Below are 20,452 nucleotides of genomic sequence, written 5' to 3'. Positions count from 1 at the left end.
CCGCCTTGGGTGGCGATCTCTGCTAGATTTACTCATAGGTTTCGTCATATATCTGAGACAGTTTTTTCCCTTGGTATAGCCAATATGGAGAAGGCTGTAACGGCCGGCCAGTCCCTAGTAGCTGTTGGGTTAATGCCGTGAGTGATATATTTTCATCCTTATAACTTACCCGTCGACCATTTTGTACTGTGCAGCTATCGCCACCCTGTGTAAATTGCAGTACTGCGCCAATTGGTATGCCCATCTCAATAAAGTTTTGTACTGGTCTTCTTGCTTTGAGCTTGTTAGCACCAGCTTTTGCATCAACGTCAACACTATTGGCCTCTTCTTGAATACTTGGCGTGACGTCTTCTGTAATCATTAGTTCAAGCAAGGCAATTGCTTGCTCGGCTTCTATTTCAAAGAACTCACGCTTCGGGTTGAGCCGGTAGGGGCCGAATGCAAGATGGAACGCTTTTTCAACTTTGCTTTCGTCAGCCACACGCCCCGCAAAGGCACATTCAAAAGGAACAGGCACTCCGGTGGTATATAATTCACCTAGCCTGACTTCAACCGATCCACGCGCAGTTTTTCCTATTTTAACTATTCCAGGCATAGCTGGATTTGTTAATACGTAAACAATGCCTGTGCTTAGATATTCGTCCATTTGTTGTAGTTTCCTTTGCGGCATTTAATGCATTATGTGCTGACAGGTATTGTGCGTGAAGGAATGCTCCTCTCTTAGGCCCAGGGCACTAATTGCGGGCTAGCGCGGAACTAATTGATTTTCACAGTCCAGATTATATAATTCTATGAACTTATTATACTTTTCACCAGTCGTTTCATACGATTCATGTTGCCTTCGTATTGTGACGCTAAACCATTGTGGATATCAATCTGGGACTCCGTTGTATGACCAGCCAAACTCTCCAGCGTTGTATCACTAGCCATTATTCTGTCGCGCAGTGACGGAAAATCGCGCTCATACTTAGCCATATTTCCTAGAAGCTGACAAACCCATTTATCCATGGTGGATTTACACACTAACCTAACTAAGCGCCATGATTTGACGAGAGTATCATTAGCCCATTGGTAGATCAGTATGGGATTCCAGGTCGCCCGCCTTGGCACTCAGGGCATTTCCGGATGTAAATTTCTGTGCCATTTGTCCCATATCGCTGACAGCAATTCGAGGAAAGGCATTCTAATTTGTAGGCTTTGGCGCAGTGATCAGTGCCTGGTTTACCTCTAGTGCCCAACACCCGCTGTTGGTTTTTGTTAATGTAGCCAATGGTTGTGGTTTGGGTAGTGCCGTTCCGGAAGTCTTCCGTAATTCCTGTCTTCGGTCTGGCGGTCTGCTTTTGTTTGATCGGCTTAGGTCTTGGCTTTAATGGATGTGCAGGGACGGGGCTGACACTTGCCACCTGCACTGTTGAAACCCAGATATAGCCATCGATTGTGTCGCCGTATACGGCAGCACCTGCCTGTCGTTGGTATAGCCCAGCAATATATAGGCAAATCAGCGCATCTAAACCATCTTCGTTAGATTTCAGCGATTTTCCTGATAGGTCGGCAATGTAGTTCTCATCCAAGAGCTTAAGGAAGTCATCCGGTAAGGACAATTTTAATACTGAGCTCGTGGCCAAGCTTTTGATCATCATCGCTAGTTGGATTTGACCAAAGCGTCGTTCAGCAACAGTGCCTTTTTTGTACTTGTGGCGTTCAGGTAGGCCAAACATTTCAACAATACTGGGGTGGGGGTAGCATTCAATTTGCCATGGTGTATCAGTGCTCCCCAAATGCTGGAATCCCATTTCGGATAATTGATTGGCTAGTTGGACGCTTAGCGCATTAGGGTACAGTGTTTGATTGGACGGGTGGCAACCCGCAAATCGAGAATGGTAGTTTGCCGATAATAATTTTTCGCAGGGGCGCTGGCCGGTTAAATTGTTGATGATAAGCGGGGCATCCACTGCAATGCCATGAAGGCTTCGCTCTGCCAGCACGCTCCTGATGTTTTCAATTCCGTATAGAGCGGGCTCTAGGCGTGTTACAGCCAGGGTGTCACCAGCTAATTTACCAAGGGCCACTGCTGATGGGTTTTTTGTTGTTTGCCACGCCAAATCGATACCCGCAAGTAGTATTTCCGTATACACGTTGTTCATCAATTAGCTCATTCCCTTGGTTGCAAGTTGGCTTTAAAACAGCCATTTCGATACTTCCGATCGATTTAGCAGCGTGATTTGCTGAATAGTCGGCGGAGTATCTGCTCGTTCGTGCTCGATCCGGAGTAACTGTAGAACATAATTGGCTAGTGCTCCGCGAGTAGCAACTTTGAGCGTTCCGTTTTCCATCCCAAAGTCTGTTTCGATTAACCGTTTCTGGTCAGCGTTTAAGCGTTGATCGGGGCCGATTTCCAAGTTAATTATTGTATTCCACGCCTCATCTTTTTCTGGCCCATTCTCGCCAGGCAATACTTGATCTGGTAAATCAGAAATTCGACTCAATACAAAATCGCTAAAAGCGGCTTTCTTTTCGCACCAGGCCCTAACGTGCCAGCGAAGACCATTAAATACAACCGTATGTGGCTGAATAACCCGATATTCCGGCGCGGGATTAGTCAATGAGCTATAGCAAATTTCAAGGCGGTTTCCCTCACGGGCTGCCTGTATCACTGGTGCCAGTACTTCGGGCCGTAAGTCGCGCAGTGGCGGACTTATGCGCTCACTTATAGCTGGCGGCGCACCGCCTAGCAATATAGGTGGACTGTTTAAGTGATCGCGAATAGACAGTAGCTGTAAATACTCGTCTGCGACGCCAAGCGTGAATAGCGGCACAAAATTAGCTGTTGGTTTGTACCCCTTTAATCGCGCGTCGTAGATGAGATTGTCGCCAGCGAAATCTTTTAAGTAGGCATTGATATCCCTAGATGCCTGCTGTCGTCCTATACCGAAAGCATTCATAAGATGGTTTGTTGTGAGTCGCCGCTCCCAATAGGCAATGATTTCAATATGTCGGTAGCGAAGCAGCAAATCCCACTTTACGTCCCCTAAATTCCCCGCTTGTACCATGATGTCCTACCTGAAAATGCGACATGTATATGTATACAATATATACATGTCGTCGCGAATTGCACTATGGTGAGTCTGCGGAGGTGACCCTATGAGTAGTCGTGATGTACGCCGTGGAGTAACACGGGCAGGTTGGAATAAGTCCCATTCAGATTGGTATAGCGTCCATTTTGTAATGCTATGTGTATTGATTGGGGTGTTATTCACGTCGTGGTGGGTGTTTTTAGTTGCGCTGTTCATTGTTTCGGCTCTGGAAACGACCTCAATCGGTGGGAGATTAATGCTTTGGGTGTACATGATTCCCTGGGCGGTGATTCTCGGTGCCATTGGAGCGGCGATCGGGGGCATACCGGCCGCCTGTGTTTTTGGAATAATCGGTGGCGGTATTGTGTATGTCACTTTGGAGAGTGGCCGCCAATATCTACATGATTTGTAATGTATTTCGTGTGGGCAGAGCCCTGCGGCGTTGTGCGCCGCATCAGGAAGTCGACGTACAACATGCGATGGGTTGGCCTGGGAAAATCTAGAGCTAACTTAACCTTATATTTTATCTAATGTTAATTAGGGGGCGAAAACATTGCGAGATGACATCACAACTATAGGCGGTGAACGAGTAGGCCTAGATATCGACGGTACCATCTCGGCTTACCCTGAATACTATTCGTCCCTAAGTCGCACTGTGAAATCTAATGGTGGCAGGGTCGTTGTTATATCCTCTCGTCGCGAGGATTCCCGCGGTGTAACTAAAGCTCAGCTTGATGAGTGGTCAATTGCGTACGACAGTTTGTATCTTTTTCTCCCGTACGACGAAGTCGAGCACCTTGCTCCAGCCGGTGTGACGGATTGGTACGAGCGATACCTCTGGCAAAAGATAGACTATGCGAGTAGTGAGAATCTCACATCGTTTCATGATGACGAGCCGAAAGTGATTTCGCTATTTCAGATGTATAGGCCGGAGATAAGGATTATTCAAGCTGGGGGCTGTGGCGAGCTGGATGAACAATAAGCAGACACACCGATTTGTAACACTGTGGAATTGCAGTATTTGGCTCAATAAATGCTATATGGATATCTTAGGATGCTTACACAAGCCCAAAAAGAAGAATTAAGGCGCTTTGCGGAGTTCATTGTAGAGCAGCAGAACTGGCATTTACTCCCTTGGTCGGATGCATTGAGTGGTGCCTATCCTTTAAGGCCAACTGCCGAAGAAGTCGAGATGGAATTTGACCAGCTTTCCCAAAAAGCTGTGCGTATTATGTCCGGAGGATCATTGGCGTACGAATACGATAATATCGATGATCACGCGCGAATGATTCTACTTGAGTCCGCCAAAACGTTTCGGCTATATAGCCAGCAGGATTAATCATTAGCGAGGTTCTGGAGCTCGCAAAATGGATGAGACTTCAGAAGCTTCACCACATCACTCCTTGAACTCATGTAGCGCTACGAATAAGCTCTTTCCTATTCACACTTATCACATGGTCAGTAATTTTTTCAACGTGACTGCTGAAATCTGTACTTTCGGCGCATGGTAGGCACAAAGCAAATGAGCGAATTACAGTGAGAGGCAGCAACTGTCTAGTAAACTCTGGGAAGTCCAGATAGAGTGAGTCTCAAAAGTTACGTGTTAATTATAGTTTGAAATTCACCTAGAGACCGATATGGATATTATTAAAATTAAGCAGGATACTTACGAGTCAATACTAAGTGGTGATATTTCTAGATCAGTCATTGATAGGCTTGTAAGAGGTGATGGAACATGTCTTTCGAAAGAATGTGAGCTTTGGGATTATAAAAAGACATTTGATGACTCTCAAGATGGATACCTAAAAACACTAAAGTCGATAATTAGTTTCCATAATACTTTTGGTGGATACATTGTTTTTGGCGTAGAGGAAGTTGAAAAAGATACTTCTTTTATTCTTAGCGGAGTAGAGAAAAACCTTATTGATCAGCAGAAGCTCAGGGGGAGGTTTGATCGACATTTCAACCAAAGGCTTGATCTCACCTATGAAGAAATCCTCATTTCTTCCAAAGGCGGTGACATCCTTATTGGTTTGCTACATATCCCCAAGAGAGATAGGCGGACGCATTCTATAGCGGCGATAGGAGATGGGGCCAACTCTAAAGGGAAAGTAATTTTAGAGAAGGATGCTGTTTATATTAGAAAAATTGATGAGTGCAAAAAAATTGTTTCCCAGTCAGATTTCGAATTTCTTGTGTCTGGAAGGGATTTTAATGTTGACGAAGGTGACGGTCAAAAGATAAGGAAGAATGTAATTGAACATAATCTTCCGGATAAAAACTTTATATGTCCAGATTTTATTGGGAGATTTGAAATTATTCAGGAGTTGTGGTCTTGGCTCTCCGATGATTTCCAGTACACCAAGGTTTTAGCCGCAGATGGTGGTAAGGGAAAAACATCAATTGCTTATGAGTTTTCTCAGCTGATAATAAAGTCAGGTACTGAGCTATTTGAACAAGTTATGTGGCTAACTGCAAAAAAACAACAGTTCAAAGCTTCCTGTAATCAATATGTTGGAATACCTGAAACCCACTATAAAGATCTTGACTCACTTCTCAAAGAGGTGTGTTTGAGAACGGGTTATTTGCCCGAAGAAGTAGAAGATTTTACATTGCAACAGTTGCAACGGGCTGCCAGAGATGGATTGAATTTGATTCGATCGTTTGTTGTTATTGATGATATTGACTCAAACTCTCCCGAAGAGCAAAAACGAATTATGGAGGTAGCCCGCTCTATATCAAATACGTCATCTAGGGTGTTAATGACTACACGAGCCAATAACATTTATTCAAACGATTCCTCAATCTTGGTTCCTGGCCTGGGAGGTGAAGAATATAGGGAGCTTATTGACTCCATGTGCGACTCTATAGGCCTGCAAAAATTCAATGAAAAAAATGTAAGGGGGCTCAATACAGCTTCTGAAGGATCACCATTATTCACTGAATCAATACTAAGACTTTGTAAGCTAGGTCTTTCAGTAGAGCGTGCTATAGAGGATTGGTCTGGAAAGAGTGGAGATGCAGTTCGAGAAGCGGCATTAAGAAAAGAGGTTCTGGAGCTTTCACCTGAAGCAACAAAAATACTATTGACGATTAGCTATATAGGATCCTTATCACGAAGCGAGTTGCACCAATACACAGATTTCGAAAATATTGAAATTAGCGAAGCAATTGAGCAGCTTGGAAACCTATTCCTCATTAGCAGCATTGAATTTATTGAGGAGGAACCTCGATTTGAAAGTACTTCCTCAATCAGCAAGCTTGTGCTTTCCATAGCAAGCGATATTCTTCCAAATTCCGAGGAATATATCATCAGGTTGAGAGAAATATGCGAGGGTTTAGAAGCAAGTGCTCAAGTGAATATACCTGAAGTTGGTGCGGCAGTGAGACAATGTAATTCTCTCTTGAAAGAAAAAAGATTTGAAGACTCAAGAAATACAGTTTTTTCGCTTATAAAAGAACCAAGATATAAGGAAAACAGTGATCTATATTTTATTCTCGCTAAGACGGACTATGAGGATCCTGATATTAGTGATGATGTTGTTAGAAAGTCTTTCTCAGAAGCATTCATCAAAGGTCAGCGAAAGCCAGTATTTTTTGAAATGTGGTATCAAACGGAAAGTAATAGCGGGAGTAGTAGTGCAATATTAGATGTCTGCGAAAATGCCCTGCGGAGTATTGGTAAATTTGATACACAATGGGGAGAAAGATGCGCAATTTCTAGTTATAACCTAGCGCTGAGAACAGATAACTTTGACAATAAAATTCGTTATCTTGTTGGATCTTATGAGCATTCGTCGAGGCTAATAAAAACGTCTAAAAAAGAAAAGTGGACGAAGTTTAAAGACCAAAACATTAAAGTTGTCGACACTATATGGGATGAGTCTCTAAATAATGGCAAGTATGAGATTGCTGGTCGCGCAATCATAAATGCTATTAATGGCGGGGACATCCGAAGTGTAAATTTCAATAGGATGATTGAAGTTTCCATTTTTTTTATAGATGAAAAGTCGGTTTCTGAAGACGCATTTCGAGAGCTTAGAGATAATCTAGAATGGGCGCCTAAGCTTATTCGTGGCGGCGCTGGTAACAGAGAGTTTCTAGCTCTAAAACTGGATCAAGCATATCGAATCATGAAAGAGTCAACACGTAACAAAAAAATTCAAGTGACAGTTTAGCGGCATCCGAATTTGACGTTGAGGCCGTGAAAAAATACTGACTTTTATCCAATTTGGGTATTAGCTATCACAGGGCCTGCGGGGGCACTTTCTGAGTACTACGATTAAACGGAAATAAGGAAATTACCTAATGGATGCAAAGGCCAGAGACTTGAACCAGATCTTCGACGGAACTATTTCTTTCCAGATTCCCTTATTCCAACGTCCTTACGTTTGGGAAGAAGAGAAAAACTGGGAACCTCTGTGGGAAGATATTCAGGTGTTACTAGATCAGCATCTGCGGAAAAAAAGAAGTCGTGGTCATTTTTTGGGTGCTGTGGTGCTGGAACAAATGAAAAATGTAGCGGGTTCCATATCAACCCATCAGGTTATTGACGGCCAGCAGCGTTTTACAACCTTGCAGATTTTTATGATTGCAGCGAGAGACCTTTGCAGCAAGTTGAACAGCGAAAAATACTTTGAGCGCTTTAATGATCTCGTCACCAATAAGGCTAGCAAGGTAGATTACGAGCATGAGTGTTATAAGGTTTGGCCTACCAACAGCGATCGCGCTGCGTTTAAGCTGGTTCATGCCAGTGGCGGGCTCGATGAACTTAACGAACGTTTGATTGATGAGCCATCACTAGCCACTGAAAACCAACAAGTCATTGGTGGCTATCGGTATTTTTATTGCTTATTGAGAGACTGGATAAGTGGCGCTCTTGATGAAGACGATGAAAAGACCGTCGAGCTCGATGAGCGCCTGGACGCTCTTTGGCAAGTGATAGGCAATGCTCTTCAGGTAGTAGTGATCAATCTTGATGATGACGATGAGTCTCAGGTGATATTCGAGACTCTGAATGCCAGAGGTACACAGCTATTACCGGCAGATCTGATCAAAAACTACCTCTTTCGTCGGGCTCAATCCCAAAAAGAGGATATTGAGCGGCTCTATGACGATTACTGGAAAAGCTTTGATGCCAAATTTTGGCGTACTGAGGTTAAACAGGGACGTGTCAAACGCCCGCGTATCGACTTGTTTTTACAGCACTACCTGACATTGATGATACGTGATGACGTGCGTACCGCTCATATATTCGAAGCGTTTAAAGATTATGTGATTAACTCAGAGGATAGCGGCCTGGTCGCTTCTTCATTAAGCGCCCAGCCTACGACGATTGATGAGCACCTTAAAGCCCTAGCGCGGTATTCGAGAGCATTCCGTACCTTTTCGGAGCCGCCCGTCAATTCGAGATTGGCATTATTCTTACAGCGACTGGAGGCAATTGATACAGCGACGGTCTATCCTCTGTTATTGCTGGCCTGCGATCAGCTTCTGCCGGGCGACCCAGCTGAATTCGATCGATTATTGCAGGTGCTTGAATCTTTTTTGGTGCGGCGAATGGTCTGCTCACTAACAAGTAAAAATTACAATCGATTGTTCGTTGATGTGATTAAAGGGCTGGACAAAGAGGGACGGGTGTCAGCGGAAGCGTTGCGAAATGTATTGCAGAGCTACAGTGGCGAGAGTATGCGTTTCCCAGATGACGCTGAATTCCGAAATGCTATTCTTCGGTCACCACTATATAAGTGGTTAGCACAGTACAAGGTGCGAGCTGTACTGGCAGGGGTTGATCGCGCGTTACAGGATAGAAAGAGCGAATATCTAGAAATGCCGGATAACCTTACAATTGAGCATGTGCTACCGAATAGCTGGCAGGAAAATTGGCCTTTGCCGACAGACTTAGCCATTGACCCCGATGCCAAGGTGGAATTTATTGCCAAGCGGAATGTGATCAAGCATACCCTTGGTAACCTCACGCTAATTACTGGCAGCCTGAATCCTTCGCTCTCTAATAGTGGCTGGGAGAAAAAAAGACCAGAACTGGTTAAATTCAGCAAGTTAAACCTTAATCGATATTTCTATCCTGTCTCGGGAGCTGACGACCTAGTTGCTCTTTGGGACGAGTCGGCGATTGAGCAGCGCGGCCGTCATCTCTTTGAGACGGCCTGCCTAGTCTGGCCGTACGAATAATCGATGTTTTTATATTTTTCGGACGATGATTGGACTTCCCAGGGTTTGCTAGACACCAAATGACGTTAGAATCTAGTTCTACGAGAGGTGTTTATGAAGTCCAAACGTTACACAGATGAATTCAAGAGAGAAGCCGTCAAGCAGGTCACTGAACGCGGCTATTCTGTCGCAGATGTCGCCCAACGCCTTGATACAACTACGCACAGCTTATACGCGTGGCTTAAGAAGTTTGGCGAACCTAATCCCCAGGCCTCAGATAAAATTGACCTCTCGGCTGAGAATGCTCGGCTTAAGTCAGAGCTGCGGCGCATGACGGAGGAACGCGACATCCTAAAAAAGGCCGCAAAGTACTTTGCCAGCAACCCAGAGTGAAGTACGGCTTTATCCGCGATAATCAACATGAGTTCTCTGTCCAGGCGATGTGTCGTGTCTTTAAGATTAATCGCAGTGGGTATTATGCTTGGCTGAGCAAACCATTGTCTGACCGAGCCGTTGAGGATCAGCGGTTATTGAAGCGGATAAAAGCGTTTTACGTTGCTAGCGGTGGTACCTATGGCAGCCCCTGGATACACCGCGATCTGCGTGATGAGGGCGAATCTTGCAGTGTTCATCGTGTGGCTAAAATCATGCGAGAGAATAAGCTAAAAGCTCAGATCGGTTATAAACGCCGGTACATAAAAGGGGGCAAGCCCGGCAAGATCGCTGACAATATATTAGATCGCCAATTCAACCCTAAAGCTCCTAATCACGCGTGGGTGAGTGACATTACTTACATCAGAACCCACGAAGGCTTTTTGTATGTTGCGACAGTAATCGATTTGTTTTCTCGAAGAGTTGTTGGCTGGTCAATGGACAAAACGATGGATCGCCACTTAGTTATCAATGCGTTATTAATGGCCGTATGGCAGCGGAACCCCAAAAACGAAGTGCTAGTGCACAGCGATCAGGGTAGTCAGTATGCCAGCTCAGATTATTTAGCATTCATGAACGAGCACAGGCTAATACCGTCGATGAGTCGACGGGGTAATTGCCATGATAATGCCGTCGCTGAAAGTTTTTTCGCGACATTTAAAAAGCGGGTCACCAAACGAAAGATATAATCGACTAGGGAGGAAGCCAAAGGGGAGATATTTAATTTTATAGAGATGTTCTACAATCCTGTAAAGCGCCATTCGCACACAGGTGGCGTATCGCCTGCTAAGTTCGAAGAGGCGTACTTTTTAGAGACAGCAACTGTCTAGCGAACCCTGGGAAGTCCAGATTGAGTGCTAAAGTAAATAGCTCCATGATGATTTAGCATCGAATATGTAAGGTAAAAAACATGTCTTTTCCGATGGTTTCACTTCCTTGATAGTGTTGACTTCCCTGAGTTTGCTAGACACCAAAAAACGTTAGAAGCAGTAACTGTCAAGTGAACCCTGGGAAGTCCAGGCTTTCTCGGCGCCAGGTCATTATTGTGAGCGTACCGTGCCGATGAAACTGAACAAGGCTGCGTTGTTGCCGCGCAAAGAGCGTGCTATTGAGGACGCCTTCACTGGCGTTCCCGCGGCCAAAACCGATGTGTTAAGCTTTTTGAGGAAATGAGATGAGCGACGCGAAGAACTGCGAAGTCCAGTGGTATGAGCACCTTATGTTGGCCTGTGTGTACGAAGGAAATAGCATTCAGGATGAGCATGAACATTTCCGGCAAGAAGCTGCTGCAGCTCCCCTTGATGAGTTGGAGCTTTTTCTTTCATCTCCCGAGGGAAGGCATGAGGCAAATGCTAGAGCAGTGATGGCTCAGGTCTATGAAGCTAGAGCCAGCAAGCGGAAAGAAGAGAAAGCAAAAGAAGAGGCTCGGCTTCAGTGGTGGCGAGGCTTGGTTCAGCAAATAAGTGCACAGTTAATTGGTGCTCTTACAATTGGCATCATCGTTGGGTTCATCTCGGGTGTATGGTTTTGTGCTTTGTAGAAGGCTTTAAGGCTAACTATCGCAGGCAAAGCGACGCGCCTGCTCCAATCGTTATGTGGAAACCTACGGTTCTGACTTATGAAGCATGATGTGTACATAGAAATCCTCAGGTATGGGCGCAGTAAAATTGGCAAGCCAATTACTTTTCAAGAGATCAAAAGTCATCTAGAAAACAAGGGTTATGACTTCGACAAATTCTCTGCGGAACAGTTTTTTTCTAAATTATTTGTAGATAGAGGTCTTCCAAGGGGTAACAATCCTGGGGAGTTAAGAGAAGAGGGTGAGTTTTTTTTGGAGCACGAGGGCTACTTTAATTTACTTGAATACGAAGAGCTGGTCGAAGCACGACGCTCGGCCACTCATGCAACTTGGTTCGCGGCGATAGCAATAGTTATTTCAATAGTTTCAACAGGGGCGTCGATATATTTTTCTAGAATGCAGTTAGAAAATCCAACGCAAATTGACGAAACACAAGTTCGTAAAGTTATGACGAAAATAGAGATAAAGGGAAAGACTATTGCAACTGAAATTCGAGAAATAAAAAAAGTGGTTTCTGAGTTGAATTCACAAGTTGAAATCTTAAACACACATAATAAATTAATGCAGCCAACACCTTCGGCGCCCATTGATTGACGTGCTAGGCGTCAAGGAGATCTTCATGGAAATTTTATACATCTTATTCGGCTGGCTACTTGGCTTATTGAGCCCGACGATTATGAGTTCGATTAAGCAGCACTATGATAGAAAGAAATTTTTCACTGCGGCGAAATCTGAATTATCAGATCTACAATTCCAGCTATGTATAACAGGAATGCTCCTAGCTCAAAGATTTGGTGTCATAAGCCGTGATTACCTAACAGAATCTAAATTTATACTGGATCAATATAATGGCGGGGATAAGCCAGGCAGTATAATACAATTCATTGATTCAATGCTCGTAGCAAGCGAAGAAGAGTTCATTGCAATAGCTGCTAATCTAAAATCTGAAGATGGTGTAGGCTTGAGTCTAAAAAACCATTCCACAATTTTGATTGATTCAAATGCGATACAAATATCTCAGCTACCAATTGATCTTCAAAGTAAAATATACGAATTTAAGAATGCTCTTAATATATACAATCAAGAAGTGCTAGGGGCAAAATCCATCTTAGATCGCACATATGATTCAAATCTTTCGGATTTGAATCATCAAAGATTATCGGCTGGGCTTTCAGCTAAGTATGCAGATCTGCACAAAGTGTGCACTAGGATCTGCGGAAAGATACAGTCCATTCTGGACTATGAACTATAACAACCTAACAATTTACTTAACTTGAACTGTGCAGAAATCACGCCGTCAATTTTTGGGGCATGATGTTTTGATTGGCTATCGCTGGTAGCGTGTAGAATTAATTGTATATGGCTATGATTACATAAAATTAATCGTGGCTTGTAATTCTCAATATTTTGTCAATCCCCGCACCTAGGCATATGGATAATGGCTATCATGCGACAAAAATTATTCACTGAAAATTTAACATCATTTCATGATGATGAACCAAAAGTGATATCGTTATTCCGAACACACAGGCCGCAAATAGACATTACTGATGTCCTGTCATTAGTGGGCGGAATAAAGCAATGACACATGACGATCCGGAATTATCAGATCAGTTTCGCCTGGCGCTTAATGCTTGGATGAGAAGACTAAAAACGAAGCTACCTGAAAAATTAGTGGAAGCCTATTTGAACACGTCTTACAACGTAAAATGTGGTGAAACGGTTGTCTCGCTGGAAGTAGATCTCTATAGCGATGAAATTAGGCGTTTTATGGAACAGGCTTCCTGCAAACAATGCGCGTTCATTACTCCATTTAACCCGCTTGGAAAGGCGTTATCTGCAGCTGAAAATGACGCAAGGATGTCTGATTTTAAGCGTGATCTGGACTCGTCGGGATATAAGTATGTAGACGGCGTCGGCGTAGGAAAGCTGGGAGATTGGCCGGGTGAAGAGAGCGTGTTCATTCTGGATGTCTCTGAAGCGGATGCGATATATTTTGGCAAGAAGTATCAACAAAATGCTATCGTCCTTGTTGGTTCGGAAGCGATCCCGGTATTGATTCTTCTGCAGTAATCTTAGTGGGTGTGATGTAAATACTGTTGGGTGCCTTTAAGAATGTGTTTAGTTATATTAATCATGTCTGTAATGTGCAGATTCGGCCGGCCCCGGAGAACTTTTAATGCTATCTGATCAAGTCAATGAGCTTTTGAACAGCCACCCGTCCGTAGTAGCAGCGGTTAGTCGAGCGAGTAAGAGTTATCCGCCGGCCCCGCTTTCATCCGATTACGAAAATGAAGACGAGTTTGAAGAGGTCATCAGTTTTTGGAGAAGCAGGGTCGGGAGAAATATAGGGTTGGTAAAGCGATCTGCAATTAGCGCTGTCGAAAATGACGCTAATGCCTTGGTCAAGATTACAATTGATTATGGGTATGATATCCACTCAATGGTCATGCCCTTTACGGCTTTTTTAAAAGCTTCTGCAGGTGAGTGTTTTACAGTTTATGGTCAAGGATTTATGGCTGAGTCGGAGAGCGAAATGGATATTTGGGAATTTAACAGTCCTAACTTTAGTGTGATTAGCGTCAGTACCGATTCGGCAAGAGATGTTTATGATGGCGATGATTGTGAGGTGGAGTGGGTGCTTTCGTGATGAATTGGTAATGAACCTGCTCATAAAATACTGGTGCTAATTTGAAATATCCAGATGCTGTCGTTTTTCATGTTCCGCATGATTCAACTTTAGTCCCTCAAGGTGCGAGAGGTCAGTTTTTACTGAATGATGAGAGTTTAACTGCAGAAATGAACTTGATGACCGATCACTTTACTCATGACCTTTTTGTGCACAGTCAGCAGCAGGTTGTTGTTCGTTCACCGGTGAGTCGCTTGGTCGTTGATGTTGAGCGGTTTGAGGACGATACCCTAGAGGCAATGGCTAAGCGAGGAATGGGTGTCGTGTATACGGTTACATCATCTCTCAATCCGCTGCGGCGTAGATTAACGGATGCTGAAAAATGTGAATTAATTGAAAAGTACTATCGACCGCATCATGTAGCATTAGATTTAGCTGCTGCTCAATCTCTTACTTGCTACGGACACTGTTTGATTGTCGATTGTCATAGTTTTCCGAATGAGCCATTACCTTACGAACTTTATGATGACGCGCTAGGCGATAGGCCAGATATATGCATAGGTACTGATGATTTCCATACGCCAGTTAAATTAATGAACGAGTTTGTTAAAGCATTTACGCGAATGGGTTGGCGTGTGGGGGTTAACACCCCATTTTCAGGGGCAATGGTGCCGAATAAGTTTTACAGGAAAGACCCTCGTGTGATGGCTATTATGGTGGAGGTCAATCGAGGGCTGTACATGTCTTCAACGAATTATCAGAAAATAGGCTGTTTTGGCGCAGTGCGCAGAAAGATTAACGATGCGTGTGCGGAGGCGGTTGATGAGTATCGTCGGGCTAATGCCAGATAATAATCTATATGCTCTTGAGAATTAGATCGTTCTTCACCACATCATTCCTAGGGCTCATGTAGCACTACGAATTAGCTTTTGCCTATTCACAATTACCACATTCTCAATAATTTTTTTAACGGGACTGCTGAAATCTGTACTTTCGGTGCATGGTAGGCAAAAATTAAACCTCATCTTAAACTTTGCACAATTGAGTCTTTGCAGTTAGGAAGATCCGCGTTAAATGCGGATTGCCAATCTAGGTAATGCCTAGCCAACCTCTATGAGGAGATCTTTGTTAAAGTCGTTGATCTCGCGGCTCGGGTAGTAGCCGTAGGGATTGCATACTACGCGAGTGCCGAAAACGGTGTAGTCAAAAGTCCAGTGCGTATGGCCGTGTATCCACAGGTCGATATCGTACATTTCTAATATGTCAGATAGATCAGATGCAAAGCAAGCGTTGACGGGACTTGTTCCGATGTACATTGGATGGATAGAATTTATGTGTGGCGCGTGATGTGTTACTACAATTGTAGGGCCGTCATGCGGCTTTGATAGCTCTCTTTCCAACCAATCCCTGCTTCGAAAATGTACTCTTTGCGCATCCGCGGGCTGGAAGAGTCTACGGCGTGGCCCGCCTGCGATTGTTGTAATGAGGCGGTGATCCATCAGCATGGCATCGGCGTCAGACATAGCCTGCTGTTCTTTATGTTCGAGCCGATAGTCCGTCCACAGCGTCGTGCCGAGAATTCGCACATCTTTGTAGTCATAGCGGTCGTTATTCAGGAAGGTAACATACTGACTTTCCTCGGCCTGGCGGCGTAGCTCGAGCTCTGTTTCCTCGATATTTCGGCGGTAATATTCATGGTTACCTGCGACGTAAACCGTCGGTTTTCCGAAGCTGTCGGCCCAAGTAATACCGTCAACACCTTCAACGGTGTCACCTGCGAGGATGATTAAATCCGTGCCCTCTGGTGGAGTGAAGTCGATAGCGTCAATGTCACTGCGTAAGTTTTGCGCCCTTACGTCTAGGTGCTGATCGCTATGTACCCACACGGATATCGATTTATTACCATTTCTGTTCATCGTGGTAACCCCTAGATTTAGTTAAGCATGCAGTGGTTATTAAGAACTCGTGGTTGTTGGATAAACGAGGACACTTTCTGCATCATCAATTTGTAGGCCTTTGGCTTCTGAAAGTAGCAGGATTGTTTTGCCTACGGCGTAGTCATACCTTTCGGGCTTTGCTGTTGATATGCGGCCTGGGCCAATGAGCTGATAAATCGTATTTTTTGTCTCAACGAGAAGTGTCTTCTCGTCAAAGTTGATAATGAGGGATGATTGCATTGCATCTCCCGGCCGCCAGCGACCGAGTTTGTCTTCCGCTACCTGCCCAGTGAAAATTTCCGCTGAAAACTCAGGATCTTCGGCAAGCTTTAGTTCTAGGAGATCTTTCGGTAGGTGCTGGGTTAGGATGTGCCGGCACCAAAACTCAATGGTGCCGCCGAACGGTTTGGTATTGTCGAAAACTGTCATGGTAACTCCAGTGCGGTTGAATAACGGTTAGGTAACTTTAATGAAGTGCGCGTTCACGGTAACTTTTTGCTAATGCGGATACTTCAGCTTTACTTTTTTGCATCAACCGATGGATGTTGCGGTCATTAAGGTCGATCTTTTGCCCCGGCCCTTTAAGCTTGTATGCCGAATTTAGTGTTGTGACTTCCATATTTTGCAAATCGAGACCGATTAAGCTTGATGTGCAGATAGGTCGGTAGTTCTCAAAACGACCTTTTGAGTCGCTTACCAGTACGCCCATAAGCACTTGTGGAATTGCTGGCTCGACCAGCTTTGCAATACGGTCAAAGCCGATGGTGTTGTCGAAATCTATTATTCGCCACTCTATTACGATGCCCGCGACTTTTTGTGGGGCAGAGTTGTCGTATTGAAGAGAATCTTCGAACCGGGTTTTTTGACTGCGTGTTATTTTTGATTTCGACATAATTTAATTCAAATTTATATATATTTAGTGTTTATATCACAGTTTATTTTTTAATGCAAAATTACCTTTTAAAACAACAAGTTAGCATATTTTAAGGTATAATAATTCCTGTTGTTGTCGATCAGTTTAAATACTAATTAATGCTATAATAATTAAAAATTAATTTTAAAATATGCGATATTTAGTGTTGGTTAAAGGCGTATTGTTCAAGCGATTCAATGAGTTGGTCGGCGAAATCGTCTCCTCCGTCGTAGTGGATGGAGAGATTGCCTCGCTTGTCTTTTAAATCTCGAAACAGCGGTTTTTCAGTCAGATTGATCGTTGCGAGCAATTCTAGATTTTCGAGCAAACGACGAATTTCTGGCAGCCATTGCGGCCGAACGCAGAAGCCAGTTCTGAGCTCTTCACCTGTAATGCTGTGTCGCCATGTCAGCATCGTTGGGAATTCTTTGTAGAGTACATCGACGAACTCATCGTAATCATTATCTGATTCAGGTGTTGTATACATATAGGAGTCCTCATATTCAAATTTGCGCTGTAGTTATCGGCTGGTATACGGGTTCTGCATGCTGGACTGAAAGCCCCAGGGATGAGGCACTTGTTTAATTCCAGTCCAGCATTAAAAGTGCAGGCGTCAGGGGGCGTCGTCCGTTGGTGCCAGTGAGTGTCGGAGCGACGGTTTGATGAAGTGACGAATCACTTTATTGTCGTACAAGTGGATACCCTCAATGAACCCTGGATGATCGTTGTCTAGGGCATCGAGATGCCCGAGTCTTCGCCAGTTATTAATATCAAAACGCTTGGAGCCTAGGAACTTAGCGGCAATGTCCGCGCACCAGTACCGTTTGAAATGGTACTTGAGCTTATTGGCATTCGCAGCAGAGAGGTATGTTGCGCCGTCGAGATAAAAGGATGGCGACTTAAAAATCCGTCCAGCGCGGCGGAGGAGTTTTTGTTCTGTTACCCCAATGCTTGATGCGAGCTTTTTAGCTGGCACCAGTGTGTCGATGACATCCTTAGTAGCGCGAACACAGTCCCATCGATAGTAACGAGTGTTCTTAATGGGTACGAATAGCGGGGTCGCTTTGGTTAGCGGGGTTAAACCCTCGAGATAGCTGAGTTTTTGCAGCGAGACGTTAAGGTAATCAGCTGCTTCTGTTGCCGTTGCCCAGATGGTTGTATCCAGTGATGGGGTACCGGCTGCCCGTCTTCCTGATTGTGAATAGGTCTTCAAACTTAACGCGTATCGAATGAGGCTTCCATCTTCGAGTTCCTCCCTGCGAAAGACATAGATATTGCAACCATCAATACTTGGCCCCGCAACAGGGTTTGCTCCTGCAGCAATCAACCGCTCAGCAAAGCGGCGGGGTTCATGATTGTAATCTACGGCGAGCTGTGGCCCGGTCACATAGGTATTTGTAAATGTTTCAAGTCCTGTCAGCGGGAAGATATAGCGGCGGTTGTGATTCAACTGTAGCTCTGCTTCTAGTAGCCCTGACTTGATCATTTTTCTCACAGCTTCGGGATAGAGTTCTAGATACTGCGTTGCCTGTGGCATCGTAACGTAGCCTTCAGGGATGGTGTCGTTAGCGGAAACCGATGTTGATAGACTGATATCAAGCAGGCTCTCACCGCTAGCCGTAACAACGTACTCGCCATTGATCAGGCTTTGTACCCAAACGGCTGCGGGAACCTTCGTTAGGGTGACCAGCTCGCGAATACTTTGGCCAGGCATTTGGGCTGGTTCAGCGCCTAGTGCGCGCAGAAGTGTGTCCAATCCATCTTTATTGACGCCGTAACGCTCTTTCCCGAGAATTTTAAAGACCTCAGGGCTTTCTTTAGTGATGCCGTCAACGACTTTCCAGGTTGTGCGGAGACTGTAGATCAATTCGCTCCTGGTGAGGAAAAAGTTAGCAGGCATCTCACCGGTTGGCGAATTTGATTCCGCCATATGCTTCTCCAACAATTTACACAACTCGTTATATTCCCCCACCGCCTTTGCGGACAGGGGCGCGACTAAAGCTCGGATAGACAAAATACTGCTATTTGGAAGCGCCGTGCTGAGGCAGTTGCTGAGCGGGGCAATGTTTCCACCCATGAAAGACATTAATGCTTCGCGAGCAGAGGGCCACATCCCGTATCTTTTGCTGAGACGACGCTTAAGATTGATGTAGGTTTCTAAAGATTCGCGATCATCTGTGTGCAGCCACTTTTTAATAAGGCGCGCTTCTTTTACTGCGCCATATTCAGCCGCGACACGTACATCAAGAGATGCATAGCAGCTGCATTTAGCCAGCCCACGCCTATTCCAACTAACTGGCTGTTCGCATGTAGGGCACGCTGAAACGAGGCTCAGTCCATGTTTGGCGCAAGCAGAGACAGACTCAAGGTCGTGGTAAAGCGGTAGATGGCCTTCTTCGGCGCACGCCGGGCAGACTTTTGCGTGATTAAAGTTGAACCACTTTTTGTGAGACTTCCCGCTGACGAGTTCTTTGTATAAATCAGGCGGGTTCCAGCCCTCCGTATCGATCAATGGTTTGATGCTGTTGGGGCAGCGATGGCTGAAAGCTCGTACTGCCTTTGCGGTGTCATATGTCTTTTGAAGCGCTGTGCCTAAGTACACCGAGGGACGCTCACAGTGGGAGCCACTGAGTCGTAGAAGACCACTCCCAAAACTTTCTGAGCGGTACAAAGTGGGTCTAAAAAATGGCGTTTGAATTAGTTGCATTATTGAGCCTCCGGTGACGGATATTTGGTGAGTAATTTCGGTAGCGATGAGCGGTTCAGTTCGAAAGCGGGTTTCGATGTGTGAAATTCAAACGGTGGATCAAAGCATTCCATTGCGCGTAAACACTCTGGGATGCCAAAGGTTAACTTGGTGCTAGATTCTTCGATTTCGTCCTCGATGTACTGGTCGAAGAAATCAACGACTGGCCCGATTCGACCTCCCGACATCAGGTAAAGACGCTGCGAAAGCTCTAGCGAGGAAAGCTTGCTGCAGAGACGACGACTACAGGTGTCGTCTAAGTGCTTTAACATCGCGAGGACGGTGAAGTGGAAAATACTTTTTTCTTCCAGCGGTGCGGTAAAGCCGCGCATAGTTTCACGACGTTTAATACGACGCCGAATGGGTTCATCGGCGTCGATAAACGCTTGGTAGCCGGGTGTCCCGATAAAGACAAATGGAACGCGCGAGGCATCCATTAGATGGCGTACAAAATGACCGACCTGTTTAGCGCCGGAGACGCTATTACTGGAGAGAAACTGTTGTGCTTCATCGATAATAAGAAGCTGTGTGCCGGCGCTCTTCATGGCCGCTAGCACCGCGTCCTTGAGCTGGTCAGCATTGTCTGTCGCGGGTGCAGGAATGCCGTACCGCTTGCAAATTTGGGTCACGAACCGGCGAATGGTGCAGTACTCTGGTACTTCAATCCACACGACTGTATGGATTTTCTGCTTACCTGCTTCGCTTACGTTGTTGTACGGGCAGTACTTATAGAAGTAGTCTTCGGATAGCGTGGTTTTACCGCACCCTGATTCGCCGAAGATGGCCAGCGCACCGGGGTCTTTGCGATTGCCAAAGCGGCGGTGCATACGCTGGATAGCTGAATATAAGCGTTTGTAGTCTGGTGGCGTACAGCGCTTGTGGTGGAATGCTTTTCGCATTTCATCGCGAATCATAGCCATGTTATTGCTCCTTAAAAAGTGATGAAAAAGGCGGAGGGTTACCCTCCGCGG

The 20,452-nt window shown here is 45.1% G+C and carries 19 protein-coding genes and 1 pseudogene; 11 read left to right on the top strand and 9 right to left on the bottom strand.

The window, feature by feature from the left end:
- Positions 1-28: 28 nt before the first annotated feature.
- From HNQ57_RS12875 to HNQ57_RS12860, 3 genes are all read right to left on the bottom strand, one after another.
- Positions 29-646, bottom strand: coding sequence for a GIY-YIG nuclease family protein (locus HNQ57_RS12875; protein WP_184463560.1), 618 nt, complete (start codon positions 644-646; stop codon positions 29-31).
- Positions 647-1,076: 430 nt separating this feature from the next.
- Positions 1,077-2,144 carry a DUF429 domain-containing protein gene (locus HNQ57_RS12865; protein ID WP_221301693.1) on the bottom strand — a complete coding sequence of 356 codons (1,068 nt, stop codon included), beginning with the start codon at positions 2,142-2,144 and terminating at the stop codon, positions 1,077-1,079.
- Positions 2,145-2,177: 33 nt separating this feature from the next.
- Positions 2,178-3,050 carry a helix-turn-helix transcriptional regulator gene (locus tag HNQ57_RS12860; RefSeq protein WP_184463558.1) on the bottom strand — a complete coding sequence of 291 codons (873 nt, stop codon included), beginning with the start codon at positions 3,048-3,050 and terminating at the stop codon, positions 2,178-2,180.
- Positions 3,051-3,141: 91 nt separating this feature from the next.
- Between HNQ57_RS12860 and HNQ57_RS12855 the strand changes: the two genes are divergently transcribed.
- The 11 genes and pseudogenes from HNQ57_RS12855 (at position 3,142) to HNQ57_RS12805 (ending at position 14,736) form a co-directional block, all read left to right on the top strand.
- The gene (locus tag HNQ57_RS12855; RefSeq protein WP_184463557.1) at positions 3,142-3,486 is read left to right on the top strand and encodes a hypothetical protein; all 345 of its coding nucleotides are present in this window, start codon (positions 3,142-3,144) and stop codon (positions 3,484-3,486) included.
- A gap of 642 nt (positions 3,487-4,128) precedes the next feature.
- On the top strand, positions 4,129-4,413 hold the full coding sequence (locus HNQ57_RS12850) for a hypothetical protein (RefSeq protein ID WP_184463554.1): 285 nt from the start codon (positions 4,129-4,131) through the stop codon (positions 4,411-4,413).
- Between the two features lie 298 nt (positions 4,414-4,711).
- Positions 4,712-7,252, top strand: coding sequence for an RNA-binding domain-containing protein (locus tag HNQ57_RS12845; protein ID WP_184463552.1), 2,541 nt, complete (start codon positions 4,712-4,714; stop codon positions 7,250-7,252).
- A 130-nt stretch (positions 7,253-7,382) separates the two neighbouring features.
- Positions 7,383-9,266 carry a DUF262 domain-containing protein gene (locus HNQ57_RS12840; protein ID WP_184463551.1) on the top strand — a complete coding sequence of 628 codons (1,884 nt, stop codon included), beginning with the start codon at positions 7,383-7,385 and terminating at the stop codon, positions 9,264-9,266.
- 93 nt (positions 9,267-9,359) lie between these two features.
- Positions 9,360-10,507 (top strand): annotated as a pseudogene (locus HNQ57_RS12835) (IS3 family transposase).
- A gap of 344 nt (positions 10,508-10,851) precedes the next feature.
- On the top strand, positions 10,852-11,217 hold the full coding sequence (locus tag HNQ57_RS12830) for a hypothetical protein (protein WP_184463549.1): 366 nt from the start codon (positions 10,852-10,854) through the stop codon (positions 11,215-11,217).
- A gap of 78 nt (positions 11,218-11,295) precedes the next feature.
- A complete protein-coding gene (locus HNQ57_RS12825) occupies positions 11,296-11,850 on the top strand; it encodes a hypothetical protein (RefSeq protein ID WP_184463547.1) in 555 nt (184 codons plus the stop codon).
- Between the two features lie 25 nt (positions 11,851-11,875).
- Complete coding sequence (locus tag HNQ57_RS12820) at positions 11,876-12,508, top strand: hypothetical protein (protein WP_184463546.1); 633 nt, start codon at positions 11,876-11,878, stop codon at positions 12,506-12,508.
- A 329-nt stretch (positions 12,509-12,837) separates the two neighbouring features.
- Positions 12,838-13,329, top strand: a complete 492-nt coding sequence (locus tag HNQ57_RS12815; protein WP_184463545.1) for a DUF3293 domain-containing protein — start codon at positions 12,838-12,840, stop codon at positions 13,327-13,329.
- Between the two features lie 106 nt (positions 13,330-13,435).
- Positions 13,436-13,906 (top strand): hypothetical protein, encoded by a 471-nt coding sequence (locus tag HNQ57_RS12810; RefSeq protein WP_184463544.1) that lies wholly within the window; start codon positions 13,436-13,438, stop codon positions 13,904-13,906.
- Positions 13,907-13,947: 41 nt separating this feature from the next.
- Complete coding sequence (locus HNQ57_RS12805; protein WP_184463543.1) at positions 13,948-14,736, top strand: N-formylglutamate amidohydrolase; 789 nt, start codon at positions 13,948-13,950, stop codon at positions 14,734-14,736.
- Between the two features lie 249 nt (positions 14,737-14,985).
- Here HNQ57_RS12805 and HNQ57_RS12800 read toward each other — a convergent pair whose 3' ends face one another.
- The 6 genes from HNQ57_RS12800 to HNQ57_RS12775 form a co-directional block, all read right to left on the bottom strand.
- Positions 14,986-15,801: a metallophosphoesterase gene (locus HNQ57_RS12800; RefSeq protein WP_184463541.1), complete on the bottom strand. Its 816-nt coding sequence runs from the start codon at positions 15,799-15,801 to the stop codon at positions 14,986-14,988.
- Positions 15,802-15,840: 39 nt separating this feature from the next.
- Positions 15,841-16,251, bottom strand: a complete 411-nt coding sequence (locus HNQ57_RS12795; protein WP_184463539.1) for a DUF6957 family protein — start codon at positions 16,249-16,251, stop codon at positions 15,841-15,843.
- A 37-nt stretch (positions 16,252-16,288) separates the two neighbouring features.
- Complete coding sequence (locus tag HNQ57_RS12790) at positions 16,289-16,714, bottom strand: hypothetical protein (RefSeq protein WP_184463537.1); 426 nt, start codon at positions 16,712-16,714, stop codon at positions 16,289-16,291.
- A gap of 181 nt (positions 16,715-16,895) precedes the next feature.
- Complete coding sequence (locus HNQ57_RS12785) at positions 16,896-17,222, bottom strand: hypothetical protein (protein WP_184463535.1); 327 nt, start codon at positions 17,220-17,222, stop codon at positions 16,896-16,898.
- Between the two features lie 126 nt (positions 17,223-17,348).
- Complete coding sequence (locus HNQ57_RS12780; RefSeq protein WP_184463533.1) at positions 17,349-19,442, bottom strand: TniQ family protein; 2,094 nt, start codon at positions 19,440-19,442, stop codon at positions 17,349-17,351.
- Positions 19,442-20,401: an ATP-binding protein gene (locus HNQ57_RS12775; protein ID WP_184463531.1), complete on the bottom strand. Its 960-nt coding sequence runs from the start codon at positions 20,399-20,401 to the stop codon at positions 19,442-19,444. Before HNQ57_RS12775 ends, HNQ57_RS12780 begins: the two co-directional genes overlap by 1 nt.
- Between the last annotated feature and the right edge of the window lie 51 nt (positions 20,402-20,452).

Origin of the sequence: Zhongshania antarctica, assembly GCF_014202945.1 — a bacterium.
Lineage (GTDB): Bacteria > Pseudomonadota > Gammaproteobacteria > Pseudomonadales > Spongiibacteraceae > Spongiibacter > Spongiibacter antarcticus.
The sequence above is the reverse complement of the archived record's forward strand: the minus strand, read 5'-3'. Positions and strand labels throughout refer to the sequence as shown.